The organism is Mesorhizobium sp. C395A, from assembly GCF_030323205.1.
GTDB lineage: Bacteria > Pseudomonadota > Alphaproteobacteria > Rhizobiales > Rhizobiaceae > Mesorhizobium.
In genome coordinates, this window is the sequence record NZ_CP100473.1 from 3,391,298 (window position 1) to 3,413,254 (window position 21,957).

16 protein-coding genes are annotated in these 21,957 nt (G+C 63.5%); 1 reads left to right on the forward strand and 15 read right to left on the reverse strand.

What is annotated here, in order from left to right; all coding sequences use genetic code 11:
• Positions 1–65: 65 nt before the first annotated feature.
• From nadE to asnB, 4 genes are read right to left on the reverse strand one after another with little or no spacing between them, the layout of a single operon-like run.
• The gene (gene nadE, locus NLY37_RS16620; protein WP_023741015.1) at positions 66–1,070 is read right to left on the reverse strand and encodes an NAD(+) synthase; all 1,005 of its coding nucleotides are present in this window, start codon (positions 1,068–1,070) and stop codon (positions 66–68) included.
• Positions 1,067–2,614 (reverse strand): class I adenylate-forming enzyme family protein, encoded by a 1,548-nt coding sequence (locus NLY37_RS16625; RefSeq protein ID WP_023741014.1) that lies wholly within the window; start codon positions 2,612–2,614, stop codon positions 1,067–1,069. The genes nadE and NLY37_RS16625 overlap by 4 nt, the downstream gene beginning before the upstream one ends.
• A gap of 23 nt (positions 2,615–2,637) precedes the next feature.
• The gene (locus tag NLY37_RS16630) at positions 2,638–2,901 is read right to left on the reverse strand and encodes an acyl carrier protein (protein ID WP_023741013.1); all 264 of its coding nucleotides are present in this window, start codon (positions 2,899–2,901) and stop codon (positions 2,638–2,640) included.
• Between the two features lie 22 nt (positions 2,902–2,923).
• Positions 2,924–4,861 carry an asparagine synthase (glutamine-hydrolyzing) gene (gene asnB, locus NLY37_RS16635; protein WP_023741012.1) on the reverse strand — a complete coding sequence of 646 codons (1,938 nt, stop codon included), beginning with the start codon at positions 4,859–4,861 and terminating at the stop codon, positions 2,924–2,926.
• A gap of 626 nt (positions 4,862–5,487) precedes the next feature.
• Between asnB and NLY37_RS16640 the strand changes: the two genes are divergently transcribed.
• Complete coding sequence (locus NLY37_RS16640) at positions 5,488–6,357, forward strand: hypothetical protein (protein WP_023683449.1); 870 nt, start codon at positions 5,488–5,490, stop codon at positions 6,355–6,357.
• A 207-nt stretch (positions 6,358–6,564) separates the two neighbouring features.
• Here the strand turns inward: NLY37_RS16640 and amaB are convergent, their stop codons facing one another.
• The 11 genes from amaB to NLY37_RS16695 form a co-directional block, all read right to left on the reverse strand.
• Positions 6,565–8,079, reverse strand: a complete 1,515-nt coding sequence (gene amaB, locus NLY37_RS16645) for an L-piperidine-6-carboxylate dehydrogenase (protein WP_023671784.1) — start codon at positions 8,077–8,079, stop codon at positions 6,565–6,567.
• Positions 8,080–8,254: 175 nt separating this feature from the next.
• A complete protein-coding gene (locus tag NLY37_RS16650; RefSeq protein ID WP_023707663.1) occupies positions 8,255–9,529 on the reverse strand; it encodes an RNA polymerase sigma factor in 1,275 nt (424 codons plus the stop codon).
• A complete protein-coding gene (locus tag NLY37_RS16655) occupies positions 9,526–9,900 on the reverse strand; it encodes a YciI family protein (RefSeq protein WP_023671781.1) in 375 nt (124 codons plus the stop codon). The genes NLY37_RS16650 and NLY37_RS16655 overlap by 4 nt, the downstream gene beginning before the upstream one ends.
• A gap of 82 nt (positions 9,901–9,982) precedes the next feature.
• Positions 9,983–11,083: a DNA topoisomerase IB gene (locus tag NLY37_RS16660; RefSeq protein WP_023741011.1), complete on the reverse strand. Its 1,101-nt coding sequence runs from the start codon at positions 11,081–11,083 to the stop codon at positions 9,983–9,985.
• 63 nt (positions 11,084–11,146) lie between these two features.
• Entirely contained in the window at positions 11,147–11,908 is a 762-nt protein-coding gene (locus tag NLY37_RS16665) for a hypothetical protein (RefSeq protein ID WP_023686315.1), read from the reverse strand.
• A complete protein-coding gene (locus NLY37_RS16670) occupies positions 11,905–12,783 on the reverse strand; it encodes a glycosyltransferase family 2 protein (RefSeq protein WP_023741010.1) in 879 nt (292 codons plus the stop codon). Before NLY37_RS16670 ends, NLY37_RS16665 begins: the two co-directional genes overlap by 4 nt.
• A complete protein-coding gene (locus NLY37_RS16675; protein WP_023741009.1) occupies positions 12,776–13,711 on the reverse strand; it encodes a glycosyltransferase family 2 protein in 936 nt (311 codons plus the stop codon). The genes NLY37_RS16670 and NLY37_RS16675 overlap by 8 nt, the downstream gene beginning before the upstream one ends.
• Before the next feature lie 102 nt (positions 13,712–13,813).
• Positions 13,814–14,698, reverse strand: a complete 885-nt coding sequence (locus tag NLY37_RS16680) for a transglutaminase family protein (protein ID WP_023683456.1) — start codon at positions 14,696–14,698, stop codon at positions 13,814–13,816.
• A gap of 1 nt (position 14,699) precedes the next feature.
• A complete protein-coding gene (locus NLY37_RS16685) occupies positions 14,700–17,111 on the reverse strand; it encodes a circularly permuted type 2 ATP-grasp protein (protein WP_023741008.1) in 2,412 nt (803 codons plus the stop codon).
• Positions 17,112–17,117: 6 nt separating this feature from the next.
• A complete protein-coding gene (locus NLY37_RS16690) occupies positions 17,118–20,477 on the reverse strand; it encodes a transglutaminase family protein (RefSeq protein ID WP_023741007.1) in 3,360 nt (1,119 codons plus the stop codon).
• Between the two features lie 250 nt (positions 20,478–20,727).
• The gene (locus tag NLY37_RS16695; RefSeq protein WP_023696881.1) at positions 20,728–21,924 is read right to left on the reverse strand and encodes an acyl-CoA dehydrogenase; all 1,197 of its coding nucleotides are present in this window, start codon (positions 21,922–21,924) and stop codon (positions 20,728–20,730) included.
• Positions 21,925–21,957: the final 33 nt, after the last annotated feature.

Sequence of the window (21,957 nt, forward strand, 5' to 3'; positions counted from 1 at the left end):
CTAAGTTTTTCTTTGATGCATGTCGTATCGCAGAACCGGATCACTTTTGCTCGATATGCATCAGGTCAGGAGCCGACTTCGTCCACGCCGCCAACGAGCTGCGGGCGCAGGTGCAGATAGCGCGTTGCCTTTCGCTTGGCGGCGATGTCGGCCCAGACGCGTTCGATCTGTGAGGCGGTCAATCCCGCCGCTTGCCCTACCACCTCGGCGGACACGCCGTTGTTGAGGCCATAGAGACACAGATCCATCCGATCGTAAGGCAGGGAAAAGTAGAATTCTTCCTGCGTCTGCGCCAGCGAGTAGGTGTCGGTGGTCGGCGGCCGGTTGCGGACCTCTTCCGGAATGCCGAGATAGGCGGCTAGCGCATAGACCTGCGTCTTGTAGAGATGCGCGATCGGCTTGACGTCGGCGGCGCCGTCGCCGTTCTTGACGAAGAACCCCTGGTCGTATTCCAGCCGGTTCGGTGTGCCGAGCACGGCGAAGTTCAGCCGGTCGGCATGATAATATTCGAGCTGCTTGCGGGTGCGCTGCTTCATGTTGGTGGCGGCAACGATGCCGAGATAGACCGCCACCGGCATCCGCAGTTTCGTCTGCTTGCCTTGCGGGTCCTGCACCACCAGCGAGGAGATGTTGTAGCCCTCGCCTTCGAGCACGTTCGCGATCACGATCTTTGAGGCCCAGCCCTTGCCATAGTCCGGGACCATTTCGCGGATGAAGGCGTCGCGGCGTTCATAGCAGCCCATTGCCCGCAGGGTCGGCCCGATATCCTCCACAACGGCCTCGACGCCGAAAGTGTCGGCGACCAGATGGCCGAGCCGCAGGCTTTCGGGGTCGGAATCGCTTTCCGGCATGAGGACGCACAGCACATTCTGGTGGCCGACGGCCCGCGCGGCCAATGCAGCCGAAACGCTGGAATCTATACCGCCCGAAAGACCGAGCACGAGGCCGCGCTTGCGAATGCCGCGCAACTGCTCGCGCACGGCCGCCACGATCCTGTCCGTTTCGGCGGCGGGATCGATGGCCAGGGCTTGCGTGAAGGCCGGCGCATCCTGGGTTGAGCCGATGTTCATTGCTCGGCCTCCATCATCTCAGCCGCGAGCCGGCGGCTGACCTTGCCCGACTCCGTCTTCGGTAATTCGCTCCGGAACTCTATGATTTTGGGGACCATGAAATCCTCCAGGTGGCGCGCGCAGTGACGAATGATGTCCTTTCCGCCAAGCGCCGGATCGGACCGCACGACGAGCGCGCCGATCGCATGCCCCAGCACCGGATCCGGCACGCCGACGACCACCGCTTCCGCGATACCTGGATGGGCGTGGAGCACGGCCTCCACCTCCTTGGGGGCGACCTTCTCGCCACGCGTCTTGATGATGTCGTCCTTACGCCCGACAAAATAGAGAAAGCCGTCCTCGTCGGTCTGGAACAGGTCGCCCGTATAGAGCACCTTTTCCCAAGGGTTAGGCCCCGGCCGGAGCGCTCGTTCCGTCGCGGCCTTGTTGCGCCAATAGCCCTGCATCACGTGCGGACCGCGGATGACGAGCTCACCCGCCACGCCCGCCGGCACGCGTTGTCCAAGGTCGTCGACGACAAAGGCTTCCGTGTTGGGGATAGCTATGCCGACCGACCCTGGCCGGCGGTCAAGTTCCTCGGGTGGCAAATAGGTGCAGCGCTTGCATTCGGTCAGCCCATACATCGAATAGATCCGGACGCCGGGCAGCAGCGAGCGCAGGCGTTCTATGTGGGCTGGCGGCAAGGCGGCCGCGGTGTTGGAAATATAGCGGAGGCTGGGCAGGAAACCCGGCGCCAGATCACGCATCTGCAGGATCATCGCCGCCATGGTAGGCACCAGCGGAAGGCCGGTGACGCCCTCTTTGCGGATGCGTTCGAAGATCTCGTGCGGGAAGGCGAAGGACTTCTCGAGCACCAGCGTGGCCCCGAGCCTGACTGCAATCAGCAACTGGTAGAGGCCATAGTCGAAGGCAAGCGGGAGGACGTTCAGTATGATGTCGTCCGGCGCGTTGCGCAGATAGGTGGCGATCGACCCCGCGGCAGCGTCGCAATTGCGATGCGTCATCATCACACCCTTGGGCCGGCCGGTCGAACCTGACGTGTAGATCAGCATCGCAAGGTCGACGTCGATGCCGCGATGGTCTACCTCCGCGCCATCGAACGTCAGGCAGTCAGTCAGGGACGCGGCCCCTGCCGGGCATTGCCCATCGGCCCCAGGAGTGGAAGCCACGAAGATGCCGGTCTTGCCTTGCGATGCGCAGGCTTCGGTGACCACGGGCATCAGCTTCGCCTGCGTCAGGACCGCCCTGGCGTCGCAATCGGCGATGATGTAACCGAGCTTGTCGGCCTTTGTGGAGGGGTTGATCGGACTGAAGGTCGCACCTGCCTTGAGTGCGGCAAAGATCGATACGGCGGCCTCCCAGCAATTGTCCATGAAGATCAGGACGCGGTCGTCGCGCCTGATCCCATTCATGAAGAGAGCGGTGGCCAGCCGGCTCGAAAGGTCGTCGAGTTCTTCGTAGCTCAGCTTTTTGCCCCTGGTGACCAATGCCGTCTTGGCCGGGTGGGCAGCAGCCTTCGCCACCAGAAAATGCTCGATCCGCACTGGACGTTCCTCGCCGTTGGCGCTTACGCTGCCAGTGTTTGTGCTCTCGCCTCGATGAAGGACGAGATGCGGTCAAGCGAGTCCAGGTTGGCCGGAACGATGTCGGCATCCACCATCGCGATGCCGAAATTGTCCTCGATGAAGGCCACCAGCTCAAGCACCGCAGTCGAGTCGATAATGTCGTTCTCAATCAGCGAGGCTGAATCCGACAGTTTGTGGGAGGTGTCGCCGAACAGGAAGTTGTCGACGATAAAGCTTCTGACCCTGTCCTTGATTGCCGTCATCATGTCTTTCCTTTTCCTCGCCGTCTCAGGCCGCTCTTACCGCGCCGACCGCTTGGCCGGCGAAATTCTTCTGCCACAGCTGCGTCGACAGAATGCCGACGAAGGCGGCGTTGTCGCGAAATCCGGTCGCGGTCTCCATGCGGCATTTCTCGTGGAGCTTGGCCACCGCCTTGGCGTTGAACAGGCCGCCGGCGGTAATGCTCGCCTCGCCCAGGCAGTCACGAACATAGTCTAGTTCCTCCGCCCCGACGAAGGAGCGGGCTTCCGGGGCGCGGTAAGGTTGCTTGGTGCGTTTGCCGATTGCCGCCGGAAGGTGGTGCCTGGCCACCTTGCGCAATATGTGCTTCTCCATCAAGCCTTTCAGTTTCATCTCCGGCGGAAGTCTTGCCGCGAACTCTACCACGCGATGATCCAGGAAAGGAAACCGCCCTTCGATGCCGTGCGCCATGGCCATCCGATCGCCTTGGCTGGAGAGGATGTAGCCGGGCAGGAGGAAGCGGGTTTCGAGATATTGCGCCTGATGCAGCGGATGCCATAGGGAAAACGCCTCGGGCAGGCGGCTGGTCAGCTCTTCAGCTGCGTCATAACCCTTCAACGTCGCGCGCAGGTCGCCGGAAAAGAAGATTTTCGCCGCCGCCGTGGTCTTGAAGCGTGGCCGATGCGAGAACAGCGGATCGTCGAGGGCAGCGTTGCTGGTGCCGAAGAAGGCAGCCAGATACTCCACCGATTGCTGTTGCAGGCCCGGCAGATACGGGTAAAGCCGGCGGAACAGCTGCGGCCTTATGCGCGATGTGGGCTGCCGCCCGCAGAACCGGCGGACACGCGCCTCCTTGAAGACGTCGTAACCGGCGAAGACCTCGTCGGCGCCTTCACCCGTCAGCACCACCTTCAGGCCGGCCTGGCGAACCAGGGCGGACAATTTGTAGAGTGGCGCTGGCGCCGTGCGGATGATCGGCCGCTCGGCAAAGCGGATGACCTCAGGAAAGACGCTGGCGATATCGCGGGTGCCGCATTCTATGGCGTGGTGGCGCGTGCCGAGCGCCGAGGCCATTTCGGTCTGAAAGGCGCTTTCGTCATGCTCGGCGCTGTCGAAGGTTACGGAAAATGTCTCCAGTCTCCGAGGAGTCATGCCGGCGGCAAGCGCCGAAACGAGCGACGAATCGAGCCCTCCGGAAAGATAGGAACCGACCGGCACGTCGGCCCGCATGCGAAGCCTCACCGCATCGGTCAGAAGGGCTTGCAATTCCTCTGCCGCGTGGTCCTCGTTCGTGATCTTCGACGGCTCATCACGATGCGGATAGTCCAGGTGCCAGTACCGTCTGACCGTGACCTGCCCCTGCGTCGCGATCATCACACTTGCCGGTTCCAACTCGTGGATATTGCGGAACGCCGTGCGCGGAGCGATCGGCGCCCACAGCGTAAAGATCTGATCCAGCGCAATCGGATCAATTTCAGCGGAGACGCCCGGGACCGTCAACAGAGCTTTGATCTCCGAGGCAAAGTAAAGCACCCCGTCCTTACTTGTGTAGAAGAGCGGCCGGACACCCATCCGGTCTCGTGCAAGCACCATTCGTCGCTGCCGATTGTCCCATATCGCCAAGGCGAAATCACCGTTCAGGAGAGACAAGCAGTGTTCGCCCATCTCCTCATAGAGCTGAAGGATGACCTCTGTGTCGCTCGACGTCCGAAAGTGTCGGCCCTTGGCGATCAGCCCTTCGCGCAGTTCTATGTAGTTGAAAATCTCGCCGTTGAACGCAATCGTCAAATTGCCGGCCTCGTCGGACATCGGTTGCTGGCCGTCTCCGATGCCGATCACCGACAGCCGCGCATGCCCGAGCCCGGCATCGGGTGCTACGAATTTCCCTTGCTCATCCGGCCCACGATGGGCAATTGCGGCTACCATGTGCGTGAGCAAAGCTTCCGCATCCCGGATTGACCCGAAATAACCCCCGAATCCACACATCCCTTGAACTCATATTGAACGCTAAGGTACGGAACATAACCTCGATAGTGGCATCTGAGGTTAATCCGATAATTTCACCGAGCATGTGGTTAACAAGAAGTTTGCCACGATGTGGTCTCCCGTGGCTAGGACACGATGGCTCTCCATCACCTCGCGTTGCGTGTGTGGAAAACAATTTTGAGGCCGAGCCCTTCCAGGGCGTGCGGCCGTAATAGCCGGAACGATAGCCCAGGCGCTCCAACGTGGCGAACCGCCCTGGATACAAACGGACCGCGCAACGTGCTGGCGATCTTGAGGCAAATTCAACCGCAGGCTGCCGGGCTGACTATTATTGCGGTAGGTTTTTCAACGGTTGCAATGGCTTAGCGTTTTCCGACACGCCCTAGGCGCGAACGGACCAGAGCGTTTCCAAAAAAGTGTGACACGGTTTTCTCTGCAGAAGCGCGCGGCGCTTCTCAAGCAATTTGCCTCGAAATCAAGAGATGACGGGGGTTTCAACGTGTCTGTGGAACGGTTGATCGCTCTAGGCCTTTTGTCCGGGTTGGCATGGCTGGACGCGGGCGGCTAAGGCTGGAAATGTGATTGCACGTCTTCGCTGCCGGGGGGCTGGCCGGAGGACGAGGAGGATGGCGCTGAATTTCGAATATATTGCCGGCCATCCGGCGCTGCACCGTCATGTCGAGGCGCAGTCGAAGGCGCTGCTGCATATCTATGAAACGAGCCCACGCTTGGCCGCCGTATTCGCCACGCAACAGCGCTGGCTGCTGGCTCACACCGGCCTAGCCCTGCATTTCGCCCGCGACCCGCGCGATCCCCGCACGGAACTGACACTGGCCCGCTTCATCGATGCAGTGCTTCACTATTCCGTCGCCAGCCGCAACACGGCTGAAGCCTTCATCAAGGAGATGCTGCACTATCACATCATCGAATACCTGCCGCACACCGGTGATGGACGAGCCCATCCCTTTCAGGTGACGGCAGCGACGCTGAAGGAATTCGATGGCTGGGTGGTTGCGCATCTGCGCACGCTCGACGGTCTCGACAGCGGCAACCGCCTCGCCGCGTTTCTCGAGCAGCACGGCATGATTGCCAGGCTGCAGCCGATGGTGGCGGAAGGCCTGCTCTCCTCCAACCCTGTGCGTGAGCCCAAGCAGACGTTTTCGCTGTTCATCTGGCTCAACAATGGCGGCATCGTCATGGATTGGCTGATGTCCGGCATCGATCCCGACAATGCCGCCCTCGACCGGATCCCGACCAGCGTGGTTTCGATCGGCGAATTCGCCAGTTGGCTAAAACTCTCGCGCACCCATCTTGCGCGCAAATTGCGCGACGCCGAAAAGCTCGGCAGCGTCGGCTGGCTGGGCCGGCGCGGGCATTCCGTAATGTGGGTCTCGAACAGCTTCTACCAGGAATACATGACCGTGCAGGCCGCCAAACTTGCCGTCATCGATGCCGCGTTCGAAGCCTGCCGACCGGCGTCGCCGCACGCTGGCTGAACGTTCGGCGCAGACGCTGTTGCGCAGCCGATCGTGTCGACCGCGAGGACCCGTCCGGGCGCATGGCCGAGGTGGCCTTTCCGCCGTCGGGATACGGACATCTGGACAGCGGGGGCGAAGCCTGAAAGCGGAACGATCCGCGCGAGCGGCAGCGATCCGCCCGACGGGTTCGGGTGGATCAACTGGTCAAAAGCCGGGCGCAGCATCTCAATCGATGTCGAATGACACGCCCTGCGCCAGCGGCAGCGCCTTGGAATAGTTCACCGTGTTGGTGGCGCGGCGCATATAGGCCTTCCAGGCATCGGAGCCGCTCTCGCGCCCGCCGCCGGTTTCCTTCTCGCCGCCGAACGCGCCGCCGATCTCGGCGCCCGACGTGCCGATGTTGACGTTGGCGATGCCGCAATCCGAACCATCGACGCCGAGGAAGCGCTCGGATTCCTGCAGGTCGCGGGTGAAGATCGACGACGACAGTCCGGCGCCGACCGCATTGTGCTCGTCGAGCACGGCATCGAAATCGGAATATTTCATCACGTAGAGGATCGGCGCGAAGGTTTCTTCGGTGACGGGAGCCACCTGCTTCGGCATTTCGACCAGCGCCGGATGCACGTAATAGGCATCGGGATGGCCATTCTCGACCCGCGAACCGCCGGTCAGCTTGCCACCGTGAGCGGTGGCTTCCTTGAGCGCCTTCTGCATGGCGTCGAAGGCCGCCTTGTCGATCAGCGGCCCGACGAGCGAAGACGTCTCCAGCGGATTGCCGACCGAGACGCTCTCATAGGCCTTCTTCAGCCGCGGCAGCAGCGCGTCATAGACGCTGTCATGCACGAACAGGCGCCGCAGCGTCGTGCAGCGCTGGCCGGCGGTGCCCATGGCGCCAAAGGCGATGGCGCGCAGCGCCATGTCGAGATCGGCGGTCGGGCAGACGATGCCGGCATTGTTGCCGCCGAGTTCGAGCACGGCGCGGGCAAAGCGCTTGGCCAGACGCGGGCCGACATCCCGGCCCATGCGGGTCGAGCCGGTGGCCGAAACCAGCGCCACCTTCGGGTGGTCGACCAGGATCTCGCCGACGGAGCGGTCGCCAATCAGCACCGGTGCCAGGCCCTGCGGCGCATCCGCGCCGAAGCGCTTGACCGCGCCGGCAAAAATCGCCTCGCAGGCGAGCGCCGTCAGCGGCGTCTTTTCCGAGGGCTTCCACACCACGGCATCGCCGCAGACCAGCGCCAGCGCCGCGTTCCACGACCACACCGCGACCGGGAAGTTGAAGGCCGAAATGACGCCGACGACGCCGAGCGGATGCCAGGTCTCCATCATGCGATGTCCCGGACGCTCGGTGGCGATGGTCAGACCGTAGAGCTGGCGGGAAAGGCCGACGGCGAAATCGCAGATGTCGATCATTTCCTGGACTTCGCCGAGGCCTTCCGACGGGATCTTGCCGACCTCGATCGACACCAGCCGGCCAAGCTCGGTTTTGTGCGCGCGCAACTCCTCGCCGAGCAGCCGCACCAGTTCGCCGCGCCGGGGACCCGGCACCATCCGCCAGGCCTGGAACGCCGTGTGCGCGGCATCGATGGTCTTGGCCGCATCGGCCGGCGAAATCGTCTTCAGCGCCGCGATCTGTTCACCCGTCACCGGGCTGCGCACGACGAGGTCGCCGCCGGTCAGCGCGTCCTTGGCCACACCCAGTTTCGCCAGAAGTTCGGCCGTTTCCTTCGCTATCGTCATTTTTATCCCTTTCAGATCCGCTCGCCGTCATAGGGCGGCGGTCGAGCCTTGGCGCCATTATCGCCCGCATGCCGCAGGCGCTGTCATGGCGTGCCATTACTCGTTTCAGGGGAAAATCGCCACCCCGGCATGGTCCAAGCCGGGATTGCACGATTGAGCCAGAGGAGAAACAGGCTTAGTGCGCTGTCTTCGCCGGCGCCTTCACGGCTCCGTCTCGCATCAGCCGGTCGATATGCATGCGGATATGGGCGGCTTCCGCTGCCGTGTTGGCCAACGCAATGGCGCGATCGAAGGCGACACGCGCCTCTTCGCCACGGCCGAGCTGCATCAACAGACCGCCCTTGAGGCCGAAGAAGTGGAAATAGCCGGACAGCCTCTCGCCTAGCGGCTCGATCATGGCAAGGGCAGCTTCCGGCCCGCGCACCTTGGCGACCGCAACGGCACGGTTCAGCGTCACCACCGGCGAAGGTTGCATCGCCTCCAGCAGGCTGTAGAGCAGGTCGATCTCTGTCCAGTCGGTCTCCTCGGGGGTTGCCGCCCGCGCATGAAGGGCGGCGATCGCCGCCTGCACCTGGTAGGGTCCGGGCTTCTGGTGGCGCAGGGCCTTGTCGACCAGCGCCAGGCCTTCGTCGATCATCTTGCGGCTCCACAGCGAGCGGTCCTGGTCGTCGAGCAGCACGATCTCGCCATTCTCGTCGAAGCGGGCCGGCGCGCGCGCATGCTGCAGCAAAAGCAATGCCGTCAGGCCCATGATCTCCGGCTCGGTCTGGAACAGCCGCAGCAACAGGCGAGCCAGCCGGATCGCTTCCTCGCAAAGCGGCGCACGCGCCGGCGCCTCGCCGCTGTTGGTGGAATAACCTTCGTTGAAGATCAGATAGACCATGGCGGCGACGGCGGCGAGCCGCTCCGAGCGCTCGACCGCGCCGGGTGTCTCGAACGGCACGCCGGCATCTGCAATGCGCGCCTTGGCGCGCGTGATGCGCTGTTCCATGGCGCTTTCGCCGACCAGGAACGCACGCGCGATCTGCTTGACGGTGAGACCGGAGACGATGCGCAGCGCCACCGCGATCTGCTGCGTAGGCGGCAGATCCGGATGGCAGCAGATGAACAAGAGCCGCAATATGTCATCGCGGTAGTGCGCGCCGTCCAGCCGTTCGGCGATATCGCTCTCGGCATCTTCCAGGTCCGAGATCTGGTCCTCTTCCGGCATCGGCGCCTGCTTGGCGCGCTTGCGCACCGCGTCGATGCCGGTGTTGCGGCCGACAAAGATCAGCCAGGCCGCAGGATCGCGCGGCGGCCCGTTCTGCGGCCAGTTCTTGAGTGCCCTCAGGCACGCGTCCTGGAAAGCTTCCTCCGCCGTATCGAGATTGCGGAAATAGCGCAGCAGCGCACCCATAGCCTGCGGGCGGGCAGCGCTGATCGCCGAGCTTATCCAGGCGAGGTCTGTCATGTGGCTACTCTGGTTGGGTTGAAGACGGAAACCGGTCGGATCTCATAGGATCCGCCGCTGGGATTAACCTCGGAAAGCTCGCGCGCGAAGTCGACGGCTTCGTCGAGATCGGCGCATTCCAGCGTGTAGAAGCCGAGGAACTGTTCCTTGGTCTCGGCAAACGGGCCGTCGATGACGACCGATTCGCCCTTGACCTTGCGCAGCGTCGTCGCGGCGGTGGTGGGCAAAAGCCGCGCCACCGGCCCAAGCCGGCCGGCTTGAGCATATTTTTCCTGCACATGCATGAGCTTTGCCATGACCTCGTCATCCTGTGCCTTGCTCCAGGAGGAGACGACATCTTCGGAGGCATAGCAGAGGATAGCGTAGAGCATGGGACGTCCTTTTCTGTCTCAAAGGACGAAACAGTAGGGCCTGTGCCGACATGGCGTCGACAAAAAAGTTACGCCATTTTTGTCAGCCTTCGCTTGCCTTCAACCATCTCAGCACAAGAGCCTCTTCATCATCGAGACCGTCGATCGCTCGCTTGCGCTTGTTGGCCTCGGTCATTTCGCTAAGCAGCCGCCCTTCCACCCAGGCTTCGAAAACCTGTGGATGGATGTAGCATTTGCGGCAGACGGCGCGTGTGTTGCCGAGCCGCTCGGCCACCTTGTCGATGACCGCGTTCATCACACGCTTGGTCTGCGCCTGGCTTTCGGGAAGCTCCGTCCGCGCAAACAGCGACGCGGCATGGATGGTGCCGCCCCAGGTGCGGAAATGCTTGGAGCTGAAATTGGCGCCGATCGCGTCGCGGATATAGCGGTTGACATCGTCGGAGCGCACTCCATGCCTCTCGCTATCCTCGTCGAGATATTGGAACAGTTGCTGCCCCGGAATATCCTGCGCGCCGCGCACGACCCGGGCGATGCGGCGGTCGACCAGCTTCAATTTCCATTCCTTGCCGGACTTGCCCTTGAAGGCAAAGCGCAGGCTCGATCCCTTGATGTCGACGTGGCGGTCGCGTAGCGTCGTCAGCCCAAAGCTCTTGTTGTCGCGGGCATAGGCGGCATTGCCGACCCGGATCATCGTGTTGTCGAGCAGCCAGACAATTGCCGCCACGACGCGCTCGGCCGGCAGGCCACGGCGGCGCAGATCGGCATCGATCCGGCGGCGCAGCTCCGGCAGGCTTTCGGCAAAGGCGACAAGGCTGGAGTATTTGGCGCCGTCGCGCTCGGCGGCCCACAGCGGATGGTAGCGGTACTGTTTGCGCCCGCGCTGGTCGCGGCCGGTCGCCTGGATGTGGCCGGCGGGATCGGGCGAGATCCACACATCCGTCCATGCCGGCGGAATGGCCAGCGCCTTGATGCGGGCAATGGCTGCCGCGCCGACGGCCTGTCCTTTCGCGCCCTTGTAGGAAAAGCCTTCGCCCGCCTTCAGGCGCCGGATCCCCGGCTCGCTGTCGCTGATATAGGTGAGCGAGGCCTGTTCGGCAGCGGTCTGCGCGCCGTTCTTCGGCGCTCCATCGTCCCCCCGTCCGGCAGCCGACCGGCCGGATGGCGTCCCAGATTTGTCAAGCATGCCCGCTCCACGAAATTTTTCTCGTAGATAAGCGCTAAGCCGACTGCTGGTTCCACCCCGTTGCTATGGAATGTGGTCGGGTCCACCAATGGTGGCACCAGCCGGCACGGCCATCCAGAGGCCGCCATCGTCGACGTGAGGCGGATGGTAGTCGCGCCCGGGCGGAATCTGTTCGAACACGGCCCCTGCCTCATCGGCAAGGTAGTCATAGCCCACATCCTGCAGGAGCCCCTTTGGATCAAGGTGGTGGTAGAGATTGCGGCGGGCGATCCGCCGCTTCGGCTCCATCATCTTTAAATGATAGAGGTTGAGCCCGCTGTTGCGGGCCTTGAAACCAAGATCGGGAGGATACCAGAGCCCGTGCAGGTCCTCTGGTCGGTACTTCGCCGGATCGTAGGCTCTGAACAGACGATACTGGAACTTTTCGGCCCACAGCCCGTCGACCCGGTACTCAGTCGGCGAATACAATTCGCGGAGCCGGAACCCCCAGGCCATGCGCCTGTAATCCCCCGTCAGCTGTCCGATCCGCTCCGCGGTACCGCGTTCCAGCCGCTCATCGGGATCAATAGCCAGGATCCAGTCGGCGGCAGCTTCATGCGCTGCGTCGAGCAAGATCCGCCGCCGCTGCGGCTCGCTGCTGAACACGCCGGTCGCCCCGCGATCGTCATAGGCAATCCAGCCGTCAACGACCGGATCGATATTGGTGATCAGATCGGCAACCAGATGCGCGTCATAACGATAGCTGAAAACTGCGACCGTTCTCTGGCGCGTCCAGAACAGTCGGCTCCGTCGCCAGCGTCGAGGCTTGATTTGGCTCGTTATCATTTTCTTGTTGCCGCTTTCACGCGATTTCGCACGCCAATATAGACACCCACGGATTTGACCAGCAGGGCAAGCCAGACAATTGGCATCGACATCATCGCGAAAGTTCGATCCCGATCGGAAAGCCCGATCTTCGCCAGCTTGCGGGCATTCCGCCGATCGCGAAACGTGTCGCGAAAACACCGAAACGGAGTGTTCAGGGCGGACGCTGCGAGGTAATCGCCGCGGCGACAGCCGCGCCTGTACTGATCGGCAAGCAATCTGGACAGCCGGGTTTCGTTGCGATGAACGGTTTGCACCTTAGGCTCCCAGACCGGCTGCAGTTCCTGCGGCAGCCGCCCCAGAAATTCGGTGTCTTCGGCAGCAGGCATGGTTTCATCGAACAAGCCATATTCATCGAACAGCCGCCGATCGAACGACACGCCGTAACGCAGCGCACGATCCGACGGCAGACCGGGAAGCCGTCGCATGAACATGATCAGATGAGCCGCACAGGCGATCAGATTGCGCGGATGGCTATTCACCATCGCGCTCGCCACGGCGCGGTCGCCAGCCAGATGCCGCTGCATCCGTGCCTCGGCCCAGCCCGAACAGGCGAGGCAATCATCGGCAAGAAAGGCAACGAAAGGCGCTTTGGTGGCCGCAATGCCGAGATTGCGGGCTGCGCCGACAAACAGCCTTCGACCGACCTCGATCACTGGCACCTTGACCCCGGCGCCGGTCAGCAGCGCCAGGACCTCGCCTCCGCCCGAGTTGACCACCATGATCTCGAGCGGCGCATTCTGATCAAGCAGGGATGTCACCGCCTCGACGATTTGAGCCGGCGCGCGATAGCCGATGACAATGACGGCAAGCTGCGGCGGGGCTGATTCAGGCACGTTGCAACTGGACGCGCGGAGAGGAAAACCAGCGCCGCAGCGCCAGCTTCAGCTGGTAGCGCCTGCAACGCCAGGTGTTCGACCGCACCTTCGGCGCCGCCGCCGCGATCCTCAGGAACCGCGCCGCCGTCTCCAGATCGCCGCGCGCATAGTGAACCCTGGCGATCTTGAGGGCGACCAGCCCCTCCCTGGTTTTTAGCGACGATAGTGGGATGCCACAGTCAGTCAGCTCGCGCAGCGCCAGCCGCCAGTCGAGAAAGCGGCGCACCGGCCTGGTGATGAAGCGATCATCGGAACGCACTGCCGAAACGTGGTAGATCATGACGGGATGCACGATCAGGGCAAGCGACGCCCTGCCCATCAGCCTGGACCAGAACAGCGTGTCCTCGTCATAGGCAAGCCCGGTCGGGAAGCGCGTGTCGCCGACGACGCGCCGGGAAACCAGCGCACTGCCCACGGCGATCGAGCGAATGTGACCTTCCAGATAGGCCGAGGCATTGGCTACACCATCTTCTATGTAGCCGGCTGGAAGCTTGAGGTTCCGGTTCTCGCCATCGGTGCGCCGACGGTAGGCGCCGATCACCATGTCGGCGGCCGGCTGCGCCCCCGCCCGGACCAGCATCGACCGCAGCCCGCCCTCCAGATGCAAGTCGTCGGCGTCGATCAGGTAGATCCAGGAGCATTGCGCCTGCGCCAGCGCCACATTGCGGGAGCCGCCCGCGTCCCGGCAGTTGCTCATGAGCACGCGCAACGGCAACGAGAATTGCGTGGCGGCATTCAGCGCGGCTTCTGCCGTCCCGTCCGAGGAGGAATCATCGACCAGCAGCACCTCGCCGATAACCTCGGCTTCGGAACGAAGCGAGGCCAGCGTGGCCGCTATGGTTGCCGCCGCATTGTGCGCCGGGATGATGACACTGATTGCCGTCAATACCGAACTCCGCATCAGCATGCCTGCCGACCGATCCTCCCCGAAGGTTTCAACCGAGCATAACGGGCAGCGCCGTTGTTGAGAAGCTGTGCTTCGAGGCTGTCAGGCCTTCTCAAGCGCGACCGGAATGACGTCGACGGCCTGGTCGCCGACCTGGCCGCCGGTGGTTTTCAGCACGCCGACGATCGGAGCCACGTCGGAATAGTCGCGGCCATAGCCAACGGTGATGTGGTCGTTGCTGGCCCGCATGCCATTGGTCGGGTCGAATTCCTGCCAGCCGGCATCGCGCCCACACCACACCTTGACCCAGGCATGCATGGCATCGGCGCCTTCGAGCCGCGGCTTCCCTTTCGGGGGAATGGTGCGCAGGAAGCCGCTGACATAACCCGCAGGAATACCTAGCCCGCGCAGGCCGGCGATCATGATGTGGGAGAAGTCCTGGCACACGCCCCGCTTCAAACGGAAGGCATCGCTGGCCCCGGTACGCACCGTGGTCGCTTCCCCGTCATAGGTGAAGTCGCGGTGGATGCGGTTGCACAGATCGATGGCCATGCCGACCGTCGAGCCGCCGGCGCTGTCGCGGGCATAGGCGGTGATCGCCGCATCGATGCCGGCATGATCGCTGGCGGCGAGAAAGTGATGCGGTGCATCCGGCGCCAGTGACCGTACGGCGCCGAGTTCTTCCCGCAGGCGCTGCAGATCGGGCGACACGTCGAGCCCAGGCTCCGGCCGTGACACCGACACGCGCGCGCTCATTCTGATGTCGAGCCCGTCATGGACGTCGCGAAAGGCGATCGCGGTGACATTGTTGCCGAAGAAATCGGCAAAATCCGTGCGCTCCGATGGGGTCGGCACAAACGAAAGCGAGGCCGCGATCACGCGCTGCACGCCGGCAATGGTCGGCGGCAATACACGCACCTGATGCCGGCTGCCACCGGCCGCGGCGTCATAATCGTAGCTGAGATGAAGCCTGATATCGTACAGCATGTTAACCGAAATACGCTTTAGCCAGGCTGCTATAGAGGTTGCCGATCTCAGTTGCGAGATCGTCCAGCACCTCCGCCGACATCTCCGATGGCTCCATGACGGCAATTGCCGTGTTGAGCTGCAGGATTTCCTTGGCCGCGACCGACATATGCCCCTCCGGCCCAACCGATGGCAACAGGCCGATCTCCGCCTTCAGCCGTTCGAGCTGGAACAGGATCGAGCGCGGGTTGAGTGGGTCGAGCGCCAAGAGGTCGATCACCGTGCGCCGTCCGGCCCGCACCGGATATTGCCGGCGGTGGGTCATGACGCTGTCGCCGATCTCCAGCATCATGTCGAGCGAGCCGTCCGGCGCACCGGACCTTGTCAGTCGGGCTAGCGTACGGGCGATCTGGATGCCGCGCTCGATCCGCCGGCCGATCTCGAGGAAACGCCAGCCGGTGAAACGGTACATATTCTCGTGCAACAGGCCAGAGAAACCGGCGAGCTTGCGCAGCATGACCGTCATCGCCCGTGTCGCGTCGTCACCCGGCGCCACCGTGGTGGCGAACTGATGAATGGTCTTCGACAGGTCCTTCAGCGCCAGCCAGCCATCGGGCGAAAAGCGGTCGCGGATCTGTCCGGCGCTGTAGACGGCGCTGTCCAGCGTGCCGATCAATCCGGGCGGAATGGCCGCTTCGAGATCGATGCCGAAGGGTTCGAGATAGTCCCTTATATCGGCGAGCAGCAGCATGTCAGGATCGGATGTCTCGGCCAGCCGCACATGATAGGCGCGCAGGATGCGAACCGTATCCTCCGAGCGCTCGATATAGCGGCCGAGCCAGGTCAGGTTTTCCGCCGCGCGGCTGGGCAGGCTCCCCGGCATGGTGCGGACGAAGCTGTCATGCTCCTGCGGCAGCAGCGTCTCGCGCTCGACCGACCGGTCGCTGACCACCCAGACGTCGGCCGCCTGGCCGCCGCGCTGCATGGCGATGGCCGTCGGGTCGAGCGAAAGGCCGACACGGGCGAAACCGCCCGGCATTACCGTCCAGCCATCGGGCGTGCGCGCCAGATAGACGCGCAGGCTTGCCGGTCGCGGTTCCAGCCAGCCGCCGACATAGACCGGCGTCGTCGACAGCGTCACCGCTTCCTGGCCGACGAAACCGCTGCCATCGCTCTCGATGCGCGCGATCAGCGCGATGCGTTCCTCCGGCGTCAGTGCCGAACCGAGCCTGGTCTGGCCGTCATCCTCGAAGGCCAGCCGCGTCGACAGCGCCGGACCGATCACCATGCGATCGATGTTGGCAAGCACATGGGCCCGTTCGGTTGCTTGCCCGCACCACCAGGTGGCGACGCTTGGCAACAGAAGTTCTTCGCCGCGCAATGCGCGCGAAATCTTCGGCAGGAAGGCGAGCAGCGCCCGGGTTTCCATTAAGCCCGACCCCAGCGCATTGACCGTAGACACGGTGCCGCGGCGGATCGCCTCGACCAGCCCCGGCGTGCCGATATGCGAGTCCGACCTCAGTTCCAGCGGATCGGCAAAGGCGGCATCGAGCCGCCGCCACAGCACGCTGATCGGCATCAGCCCCGAAACCGTGCGCACCATCAGCTTGCCGCCGGAGACGGTCAGATCCTCGCCCTCGAGCAGCATGATGCCGAGATAGCGGGCGATATAGGCGTGCTCATAATAGGTCTCGTTGAGCGGCCCCGGCGTCAGAATGGCGACGCGGCCGTCATTCTCCTTCGCCATGCCGATCAGCGCATCGCGAAAGCGGCGGAAGAAACCGGCCAGGCGGTGCACATGCATCTCGCCATAGACGTCGGACAAAGCCCGCGTCGTGGCGACGCGGTTTTCCAGCGCAAAGCCGGCGCCCGACGGCGCCTGCGTGCGGTCGCCCAGCACCCACCAGCTTCCATCCGGCCCACGGCCGAGCTCGAAGGCGCAAAAATGCAGGAAATGACCGCTGGCCGGCATGGTGCCGACGACGGGGCGCAAAAATTCGGGGCTCGCCGCAATCAGGCCTGCCGGCAGGATTCCCTTCTCGATCAGCCGGTTCGGGCCATAGATATCAGCGACTATCTCCTCGAAAAGCTCGGCGCGCTGGACGAGACCGGCGCTGATCCCGGCCCATTCCTTGTCTTCGATCAGCAGCGGGATATGCGCCAGCGGCCATTCGCGCTCATTGGCGCCGGCCTTGTCATAGACGCGGTAATAAACCCCGGCGTCGCGCAGATACTGGTCGGCGCGGGCAAAGCGCTGGCCGAGCTTTTCCGGGCCTAGTTCCTCCAACGCCTCGATGAAGGGTGCCCAGGCCGGACGCGGACGGCCCGAAGCATCGACCATCTCGTCGACGACGCCGTCAATCGGCTGGTAGTGCTCCAGCAGACTGTGCCTCAGCGGCTTGCCGCGTATCTTTTTCTGATTCCCCTTTGCCATCGCTGATCAGAGTCTTGCTGGCCGCCTGAGGTCAAGGGTCATGGGGAAGTCTTCAGAGGCTTCTTCATTGCGCAGCACATAGGCCGACGGCGTATGGCCGCGCGGCTCGAAGCGGGCGAGACGCCTCGCCTCGGCCTCATTGCCGTTGACCGGGAACGTGTCGTAGCTGCGCCCACCTGGATGCGCGACATGGTAGACGCAGCCGCCCACCGCCCGCCCCGACCAACGGTCGTAAATGTCGAAGACCAAAGGCGTGTTGACCGGCAGCGCCGGATGCAGGCCCGACGAAGGCTGCCAGGCCTTGAAGCGCACACCCGCCACCGCGACCTCGCGATTGTCGGTGACCTTCATCGGCACGATTCGGCCATTGCAGACAATGGCATGACGTTCCGGGTTGAGGCCTTCGGTCCTGACCTGCAGCCGTTCGACCGAGGAGTCGACGAAGCGCACGGTGCCGCCGATGGCGCCTTGCTCACCCATCACATGCCACGGCTCCAGCGCCTGCCGCAGTTCCAGCTTGATGCCGGCATGCTGGACTTCGCCGCAGAACGGAAAGCGGAACTCCAGCTGGGCATCGAACCATTCCGGCCGGAATTCGAAACCGTTGAGCTTGAGGTCGTCGAGCACGTCGAGGAAATCCGCCCAGACATAATGCGGCAGCATGAAACGGTCATGGAGCGAGGTGCCCCAGCGCACGAAGCGGCCATCAAGCGGGTTCTTCCACGCACGGGCGATGATGGCGCGCACCAGCAATTGCTGCGCCAGCGACATGCGCGCATTGGGCGGCATCTCGAAACCGCGGAACTCGACAAGCCCAAGCCGGCCGGTCGGGCCATCGGGCGAAAACAGCTTGTCGATGCAGATTTCCGAGCGGTGCGTATTGCCGGTGACGTCAGTCAACAGATTTCGGAACAGTCGGTCGACCAGCCAAGGCAGCGGTGGGTTGCCCTGGCCCGGATGCGGCACCTGCGCCATCGCGATCTCGAGTTCGTAAAGCGAATCGTGCCGCGCCTCGTCGAAGCGCGGCGCCTGGCTGGTCGGGCCGATGAACAGGCCGGAGAATAGATAGGACAGCGACGGGCGCCGCTGCCATTGTAGCACCAGGCTCTTCAACAGATCGGGCCGGCGCAGGAACGGGCTGTCATTGGGCGTTGCGCCGCCGACGACGACATGGTTGCCGCCGCCGGTACCGGTGTGGCGGCCATCGATCATGAACTTGTCGGCGCCAAGCCGTGTCTGCCGTGCTTCCTCGTAAATCGCCGTCGTCGTCGCCACGCAGTCCTGCCAGTTGGCAGCCGGATGGATGTTGACCTCGATGACGCCGGGATCGGGTGCCACCCTGATGACGTTGAGGCGCGGATCGTGCGGCGGTCCATAGCCTTCGATATGCACGGGAAGGCGGATCGCCTTGGCCGCGTTTTCTGCGGCTGCGACGAGCTCGAGATAGTCTTCCAGCGCCTCGACCGGCGGCATGAATACGCACAGCCTGCCATCGCGCGGCTCGACCGAAAGTGCTGTACGCACAGCGCCGCCGATCTCGGTGATCTCCTGTTCGACCCTATCCTGCTGGCCGGTCGTCGCCGTGAAAGAAATCGCCTGCTGGCGTCGCGCCATCTCGTCGGCGCCTTCCAGCTCGGCCGGAGCCGGTTCTGGCAGTATGGCTTCCCGCGCCGGCAGCGGTCCACGCGGCAGCGACGGATCGACCGGCACGATATAGGGGAACTGCGCCGGCGGCACATAGGGCAGCGTGCCCAGCGGCAGGCGGTAACCGACAGGGGAATCGCCCGGCACCAGGAACAGCCGCCCGCGCCGCGTCTTCCACTTCTCCGAGCGCCAGCGCGGGTCCGAAGCCTGGCTGTTCCAGCGCTGCACCGGCAGCACGTAGCCGGACGGCCTGGTCAGCCCGCGCTCGAACACTTTCGCCATGCGGCTGCGCTCTTCCGGGTCTTCCAGCTTGGAGTTGGACGGATCGACATTGTCGGGCAGCTTGCCTTCCTTCAGCAGCCATTCGGCCGGGTCCTCATAGGCCTCGCTGACCATCGCCTTGTCGATGCCGAGTTCGCCGGCGATTGCCGTCAGCAAGCTTTCGGCTTGCTGCGGCCCGACCTCCGCATCGCTCTTTTCGTGTGCGATCAGCGACGGATCGCTCCACACCGGCTGGCCGTCGGTGCGCCAATACAGCGAGAAGGTCCAACGCGGCAGGCTCTCGCCCGGATACCATTTGCCCTGGCCGTAGTGGAGGAAGCCGCCCGGCGCGAAGCGTTCGCGCAATTTGCGGATCAGCGCATCGGCCTTTTCGCGCTTGGTCGGGCCGACGGCGGCGGTGTTCCACTCGGCGGACTCGAAATCGTCGATGGAGACAAAGGTCGGCTCGCCGCCCATGGTCAGCCTGACGTCGCCCGCTTGAAGTGCGGCGTCGACCTTGTTGCCCAGCGCATCCAGCGCCTGCCAGCTTTCGTCCGAGAATGGCTTGGTGATGCGCGGATGTTCGGCGATGCGGTCGACACGCATGTCGAAGCCGAATTCGACATTGGCGAAGCTCGCCATGCCGGAAATGGGTGCGGCGTTGCGGAAATGCGGCGTGGCCGCCAGCGGCACATGGCTTTCGCCGGTGAGCAGGCCGGACGTCGGATCGAAGCCGATCCAGCCGGCGCCCGGCAGATAGACCTCGCACCAGGCGTGCAGGTCGGTGAAGTCTACGGCGGTCCCGGCTGGGCCATCGAGCGCGACCAGATCGGGCTTCAGCTGGATCAGATAGCCGGAGACGAAACGAGCGGCGATGCCGAGATTCCTGAGGATTTGCACCAGCAGCCAGCTCGAATCCCGGCACGATCCCTTTTTCGCGGCCAGCGTTTCCTCCGGCGAGAACACGCCGGTTTCCATCCGCACGATATAGGCGATTTCGCGCTGCAGCCGCGCATTGAGGTCGACGACGAAGTTGACGGTGTTGGTGGCGCTACGGTCGATGTTTGCGAGGAAAGCAGACAGCAGCGGCCCCGCCGGCTCCGGCGTGCGGTAGATGGCGAGATCGTCCCTGATGTCTTCGGGGTACTCGAACGGGAAGGTCTCGGCCGATGGTTCGACGAAGAAATCGAACGGATTGTAGACCGTCATGTCGGCGACGAGGTCGACCTCGATCTTCAATTCCGTCACCGGTTCCGGGAAGACGAAGCGGGCGAGGAAATTGCCGTAGGGGTCCTGCTGCAGATTGACGAAGTGGTTCGCCGGCCCGACCTTCAGTGAATGGCTGAGCACCTTGGTGCGGGAATGCGGTGCCGGCTGCAGCCTGATGACCTGGGGCCCGAGAACCACCGGCCGGTCATATTTGTAATGGGTCAGGTGGTAGACGGCTGCCAGTATTGCCATGGGGCCCCGGAGATCGGCGTTTCTTCAGCCGAACCCTGACACATCTATTGGCCATTCTCCAAGCAGAGATGTTGCGCTGCACCTAAATTAAGCAGCCGAAGCCGGCTACGCTGTGTCGAGATTCAGGTCAGGCCGAGTCGAAAATGGCTGATACCGAGAACCGGAGCAGAGCGTACTTTTCGTACGCGAGCACCGGAAGCGCAGGCATCGGCCATTTGCAGGCCGGCCTCACCTGAACATCGGCCCAGCTTTAGAAAAACGCCTGTATCCCCGTCTGAGCCCTGCCAAGGATCAGCGCATGCACGTCATGCGTACCTTCATAGGTGTTGACCGTCTCCAGGTTCTGCGCGTGGCGCATAACGTGGTAGCCGATCTGGATGCCGTTGCCGCCATGCATGTCGCGGGCCTGGCGGGCGATGTCGAGCGCCTTGCCGCAATTGTTGCGCTTGACGATCGAGATCATTTCCGGGGCCATCTTGCCTTCATCCATCAGCCGCCCGACGCGCAGCGAGCCCTGCAAGCCGAGCGCAATCTCGGTCTGCATGTCGGCGAGCTTTTTCTGGAACAGCTGCGTGCCGGCGAGCGGCTTGCCGAACTGCTTGCGGTCGAGTCCATACTGCCGGGCCCGGTGCCAGCAATCCTCGGCCGCGCCCATCGCGCCCCAGGAAATGCCGTAGCGGGCGCGGTTGAGGCAGCCGAACGGGCCGCCGAGGCCCTTGGCGTTGGGCAGCAGCGCGTCTTCGCCAACCTCGACGCCTTCCATCACCACTTCGCCGGTGATCGACGCGCGAAGGCTGAGCTTGCCGCCGATCTTCGGCGCCGACAGCCCCTTCATGCCCTTTTCCAGCACAAAACCGCGGATTTCGTCCTTGCCGTTGTCGCCCTTCAGCTTCGCCCAGACGACGAACACATCGGCGATCGGCGCGTTGGAGATCCACATTTTCGAGCCGGAAATCCTGTAGCCGTTCGCGGTCTTCTCGGCCCGCGTCTTCATGCCGCCGGGATCGGAACCCGCATCCGGCTCGGTCAGGCCGAAGCAGCCGATCCATTCGCCCGAGGCCAGCTTCGGCAGGTATCTCTTGCGCTGTTCTTCCGAGCCATAGGCATGGATGGGGTACATCACCAGCGACGACTGCACGGACATCATCGAGCGGTAGCCGGAATCGACACGCTCAACTTCGCGCGCCACCAGCCCGTAGGTGACGTAATTGGCGCCGAGCCCGCCATATTCCTCGGGAATGGTGATGCCGAGCAGGCCGGCCTCGCCCATCTCACGAAAAATGCCGGCGTCGGTCTTTTCCTCGAGATAGGCCTCCTCGATGCGCGGCGCGAGCTTGTCGGCGGCAAAGGCGGCTGCACCGTCGCGCACCATGCGCTCATCCTCAGAAAGCTGGTTCTCGATCAGGAAAGGATCTTCCCAGACGAACGCGTTCTTGTCGGCGGCCATGGCTTCGCTCTCTCCCAAATCTTGAAGTGCTCG

What these genes read in the sequence shown, in the direction of transcription:
- NLY37_RS16640 (WP_023683449.1), top strand. Translation starts at nt 5,488, where the DNA reads ATGGCGCTGAATTTCGAATATATTGCCGGCCATCCGGCGCTGCACCGT.
- NLY37_RS16680 (WP_023683456.1), bottom strand. Translation starts at nt 14,698, where the DNA reads ATGCTGTACGATATCAGGCTTCATCTCAGCTACGATTATGACGCCGCG.
- NLY37_RS16650 (WP_023707663.1), bottom strand. Translation starts at nt 9,529, where the DNA reads ATGACAGACCTCGCCTGGATAAGCTCGGCGATCAGCGCTGCCCGCCCG.
- NLY37_RS16665 (WP_023686315.1), bottom strand. Translation starts at nt 11,908, where the DNA reads ATGATAACGAGCCAAATCAAGCCTCGACGCTGGCGACGGAGCCGACTG.
- NLY37_RS16685 (WP_023741008.1), bottom strand. Translation starts at nt 17,111, where the DNA reads ATGGCAAAGGGGAATCAGAAAAAGATACGCGGCAAGCCGCTGAGGCAC.
- NLY37_RS16660 (WP_023741011.1), bottom strand. Translation starts at nt 11,083, where the DNA reads ATGCTTGACAAATCTGGGACGCCATCCGGCCGGTCGGCTGCCGGACGG.
- nadE (WP_023741015.1), bottom strand. Translation starts at nt 1,070, where the DNA reads ATGAACATCGGCTCAACCCAGGATGCGCCGGCCTTCACGCAAGCCCTG.
- NLY37_RS16695 (WP_023696881.1), bottom strand. Translation starts at nt 21,924, where the DNA reads ATGGCCGCCGACAAGAACGCGTTCGTCTGGGAAGATCCTTTCCTGATC.
- asnB (WP_023741012.1), bottom strand. Translation starts at nt 4,861, where the DNA reads ATGTGTGGATTCGGGGGTTATTTCGGGTCAATCCGGGATGCGGAAGCT.
- amaB (WP_023671784.1), bottom strand. Translation starts at nt 8,079, where the DNA reads ATGACGATAGCGAAGGAAACGGCCGAACTTCTGGCGAAACTGGGTGTG.
- NLY37_RS16630 (WP_023741013.1), bottom strand. Translation starts at nt 2,901, where the DNA reads ATGATGACGGCAATCAAGGACAGGGTCAGAAGCTTTATCGTCGACAAC.
- NLY37_RS16655 (WP_023671781.1), bottom strand. Translation starts at nt 9,900, where the DNA reads ATGCTCTACGCTATCCTCTGCTATGCCTCCGAAGATGTCGTCTCCTCC.
- NLY37_RS16690 (WP_023741007.1), bottom strand. Translation starts at nt 20,477, where the DNA reads ATGGCAATACTGGCAGCCGTCTACCACCTGACCCATTACAAATATGAC.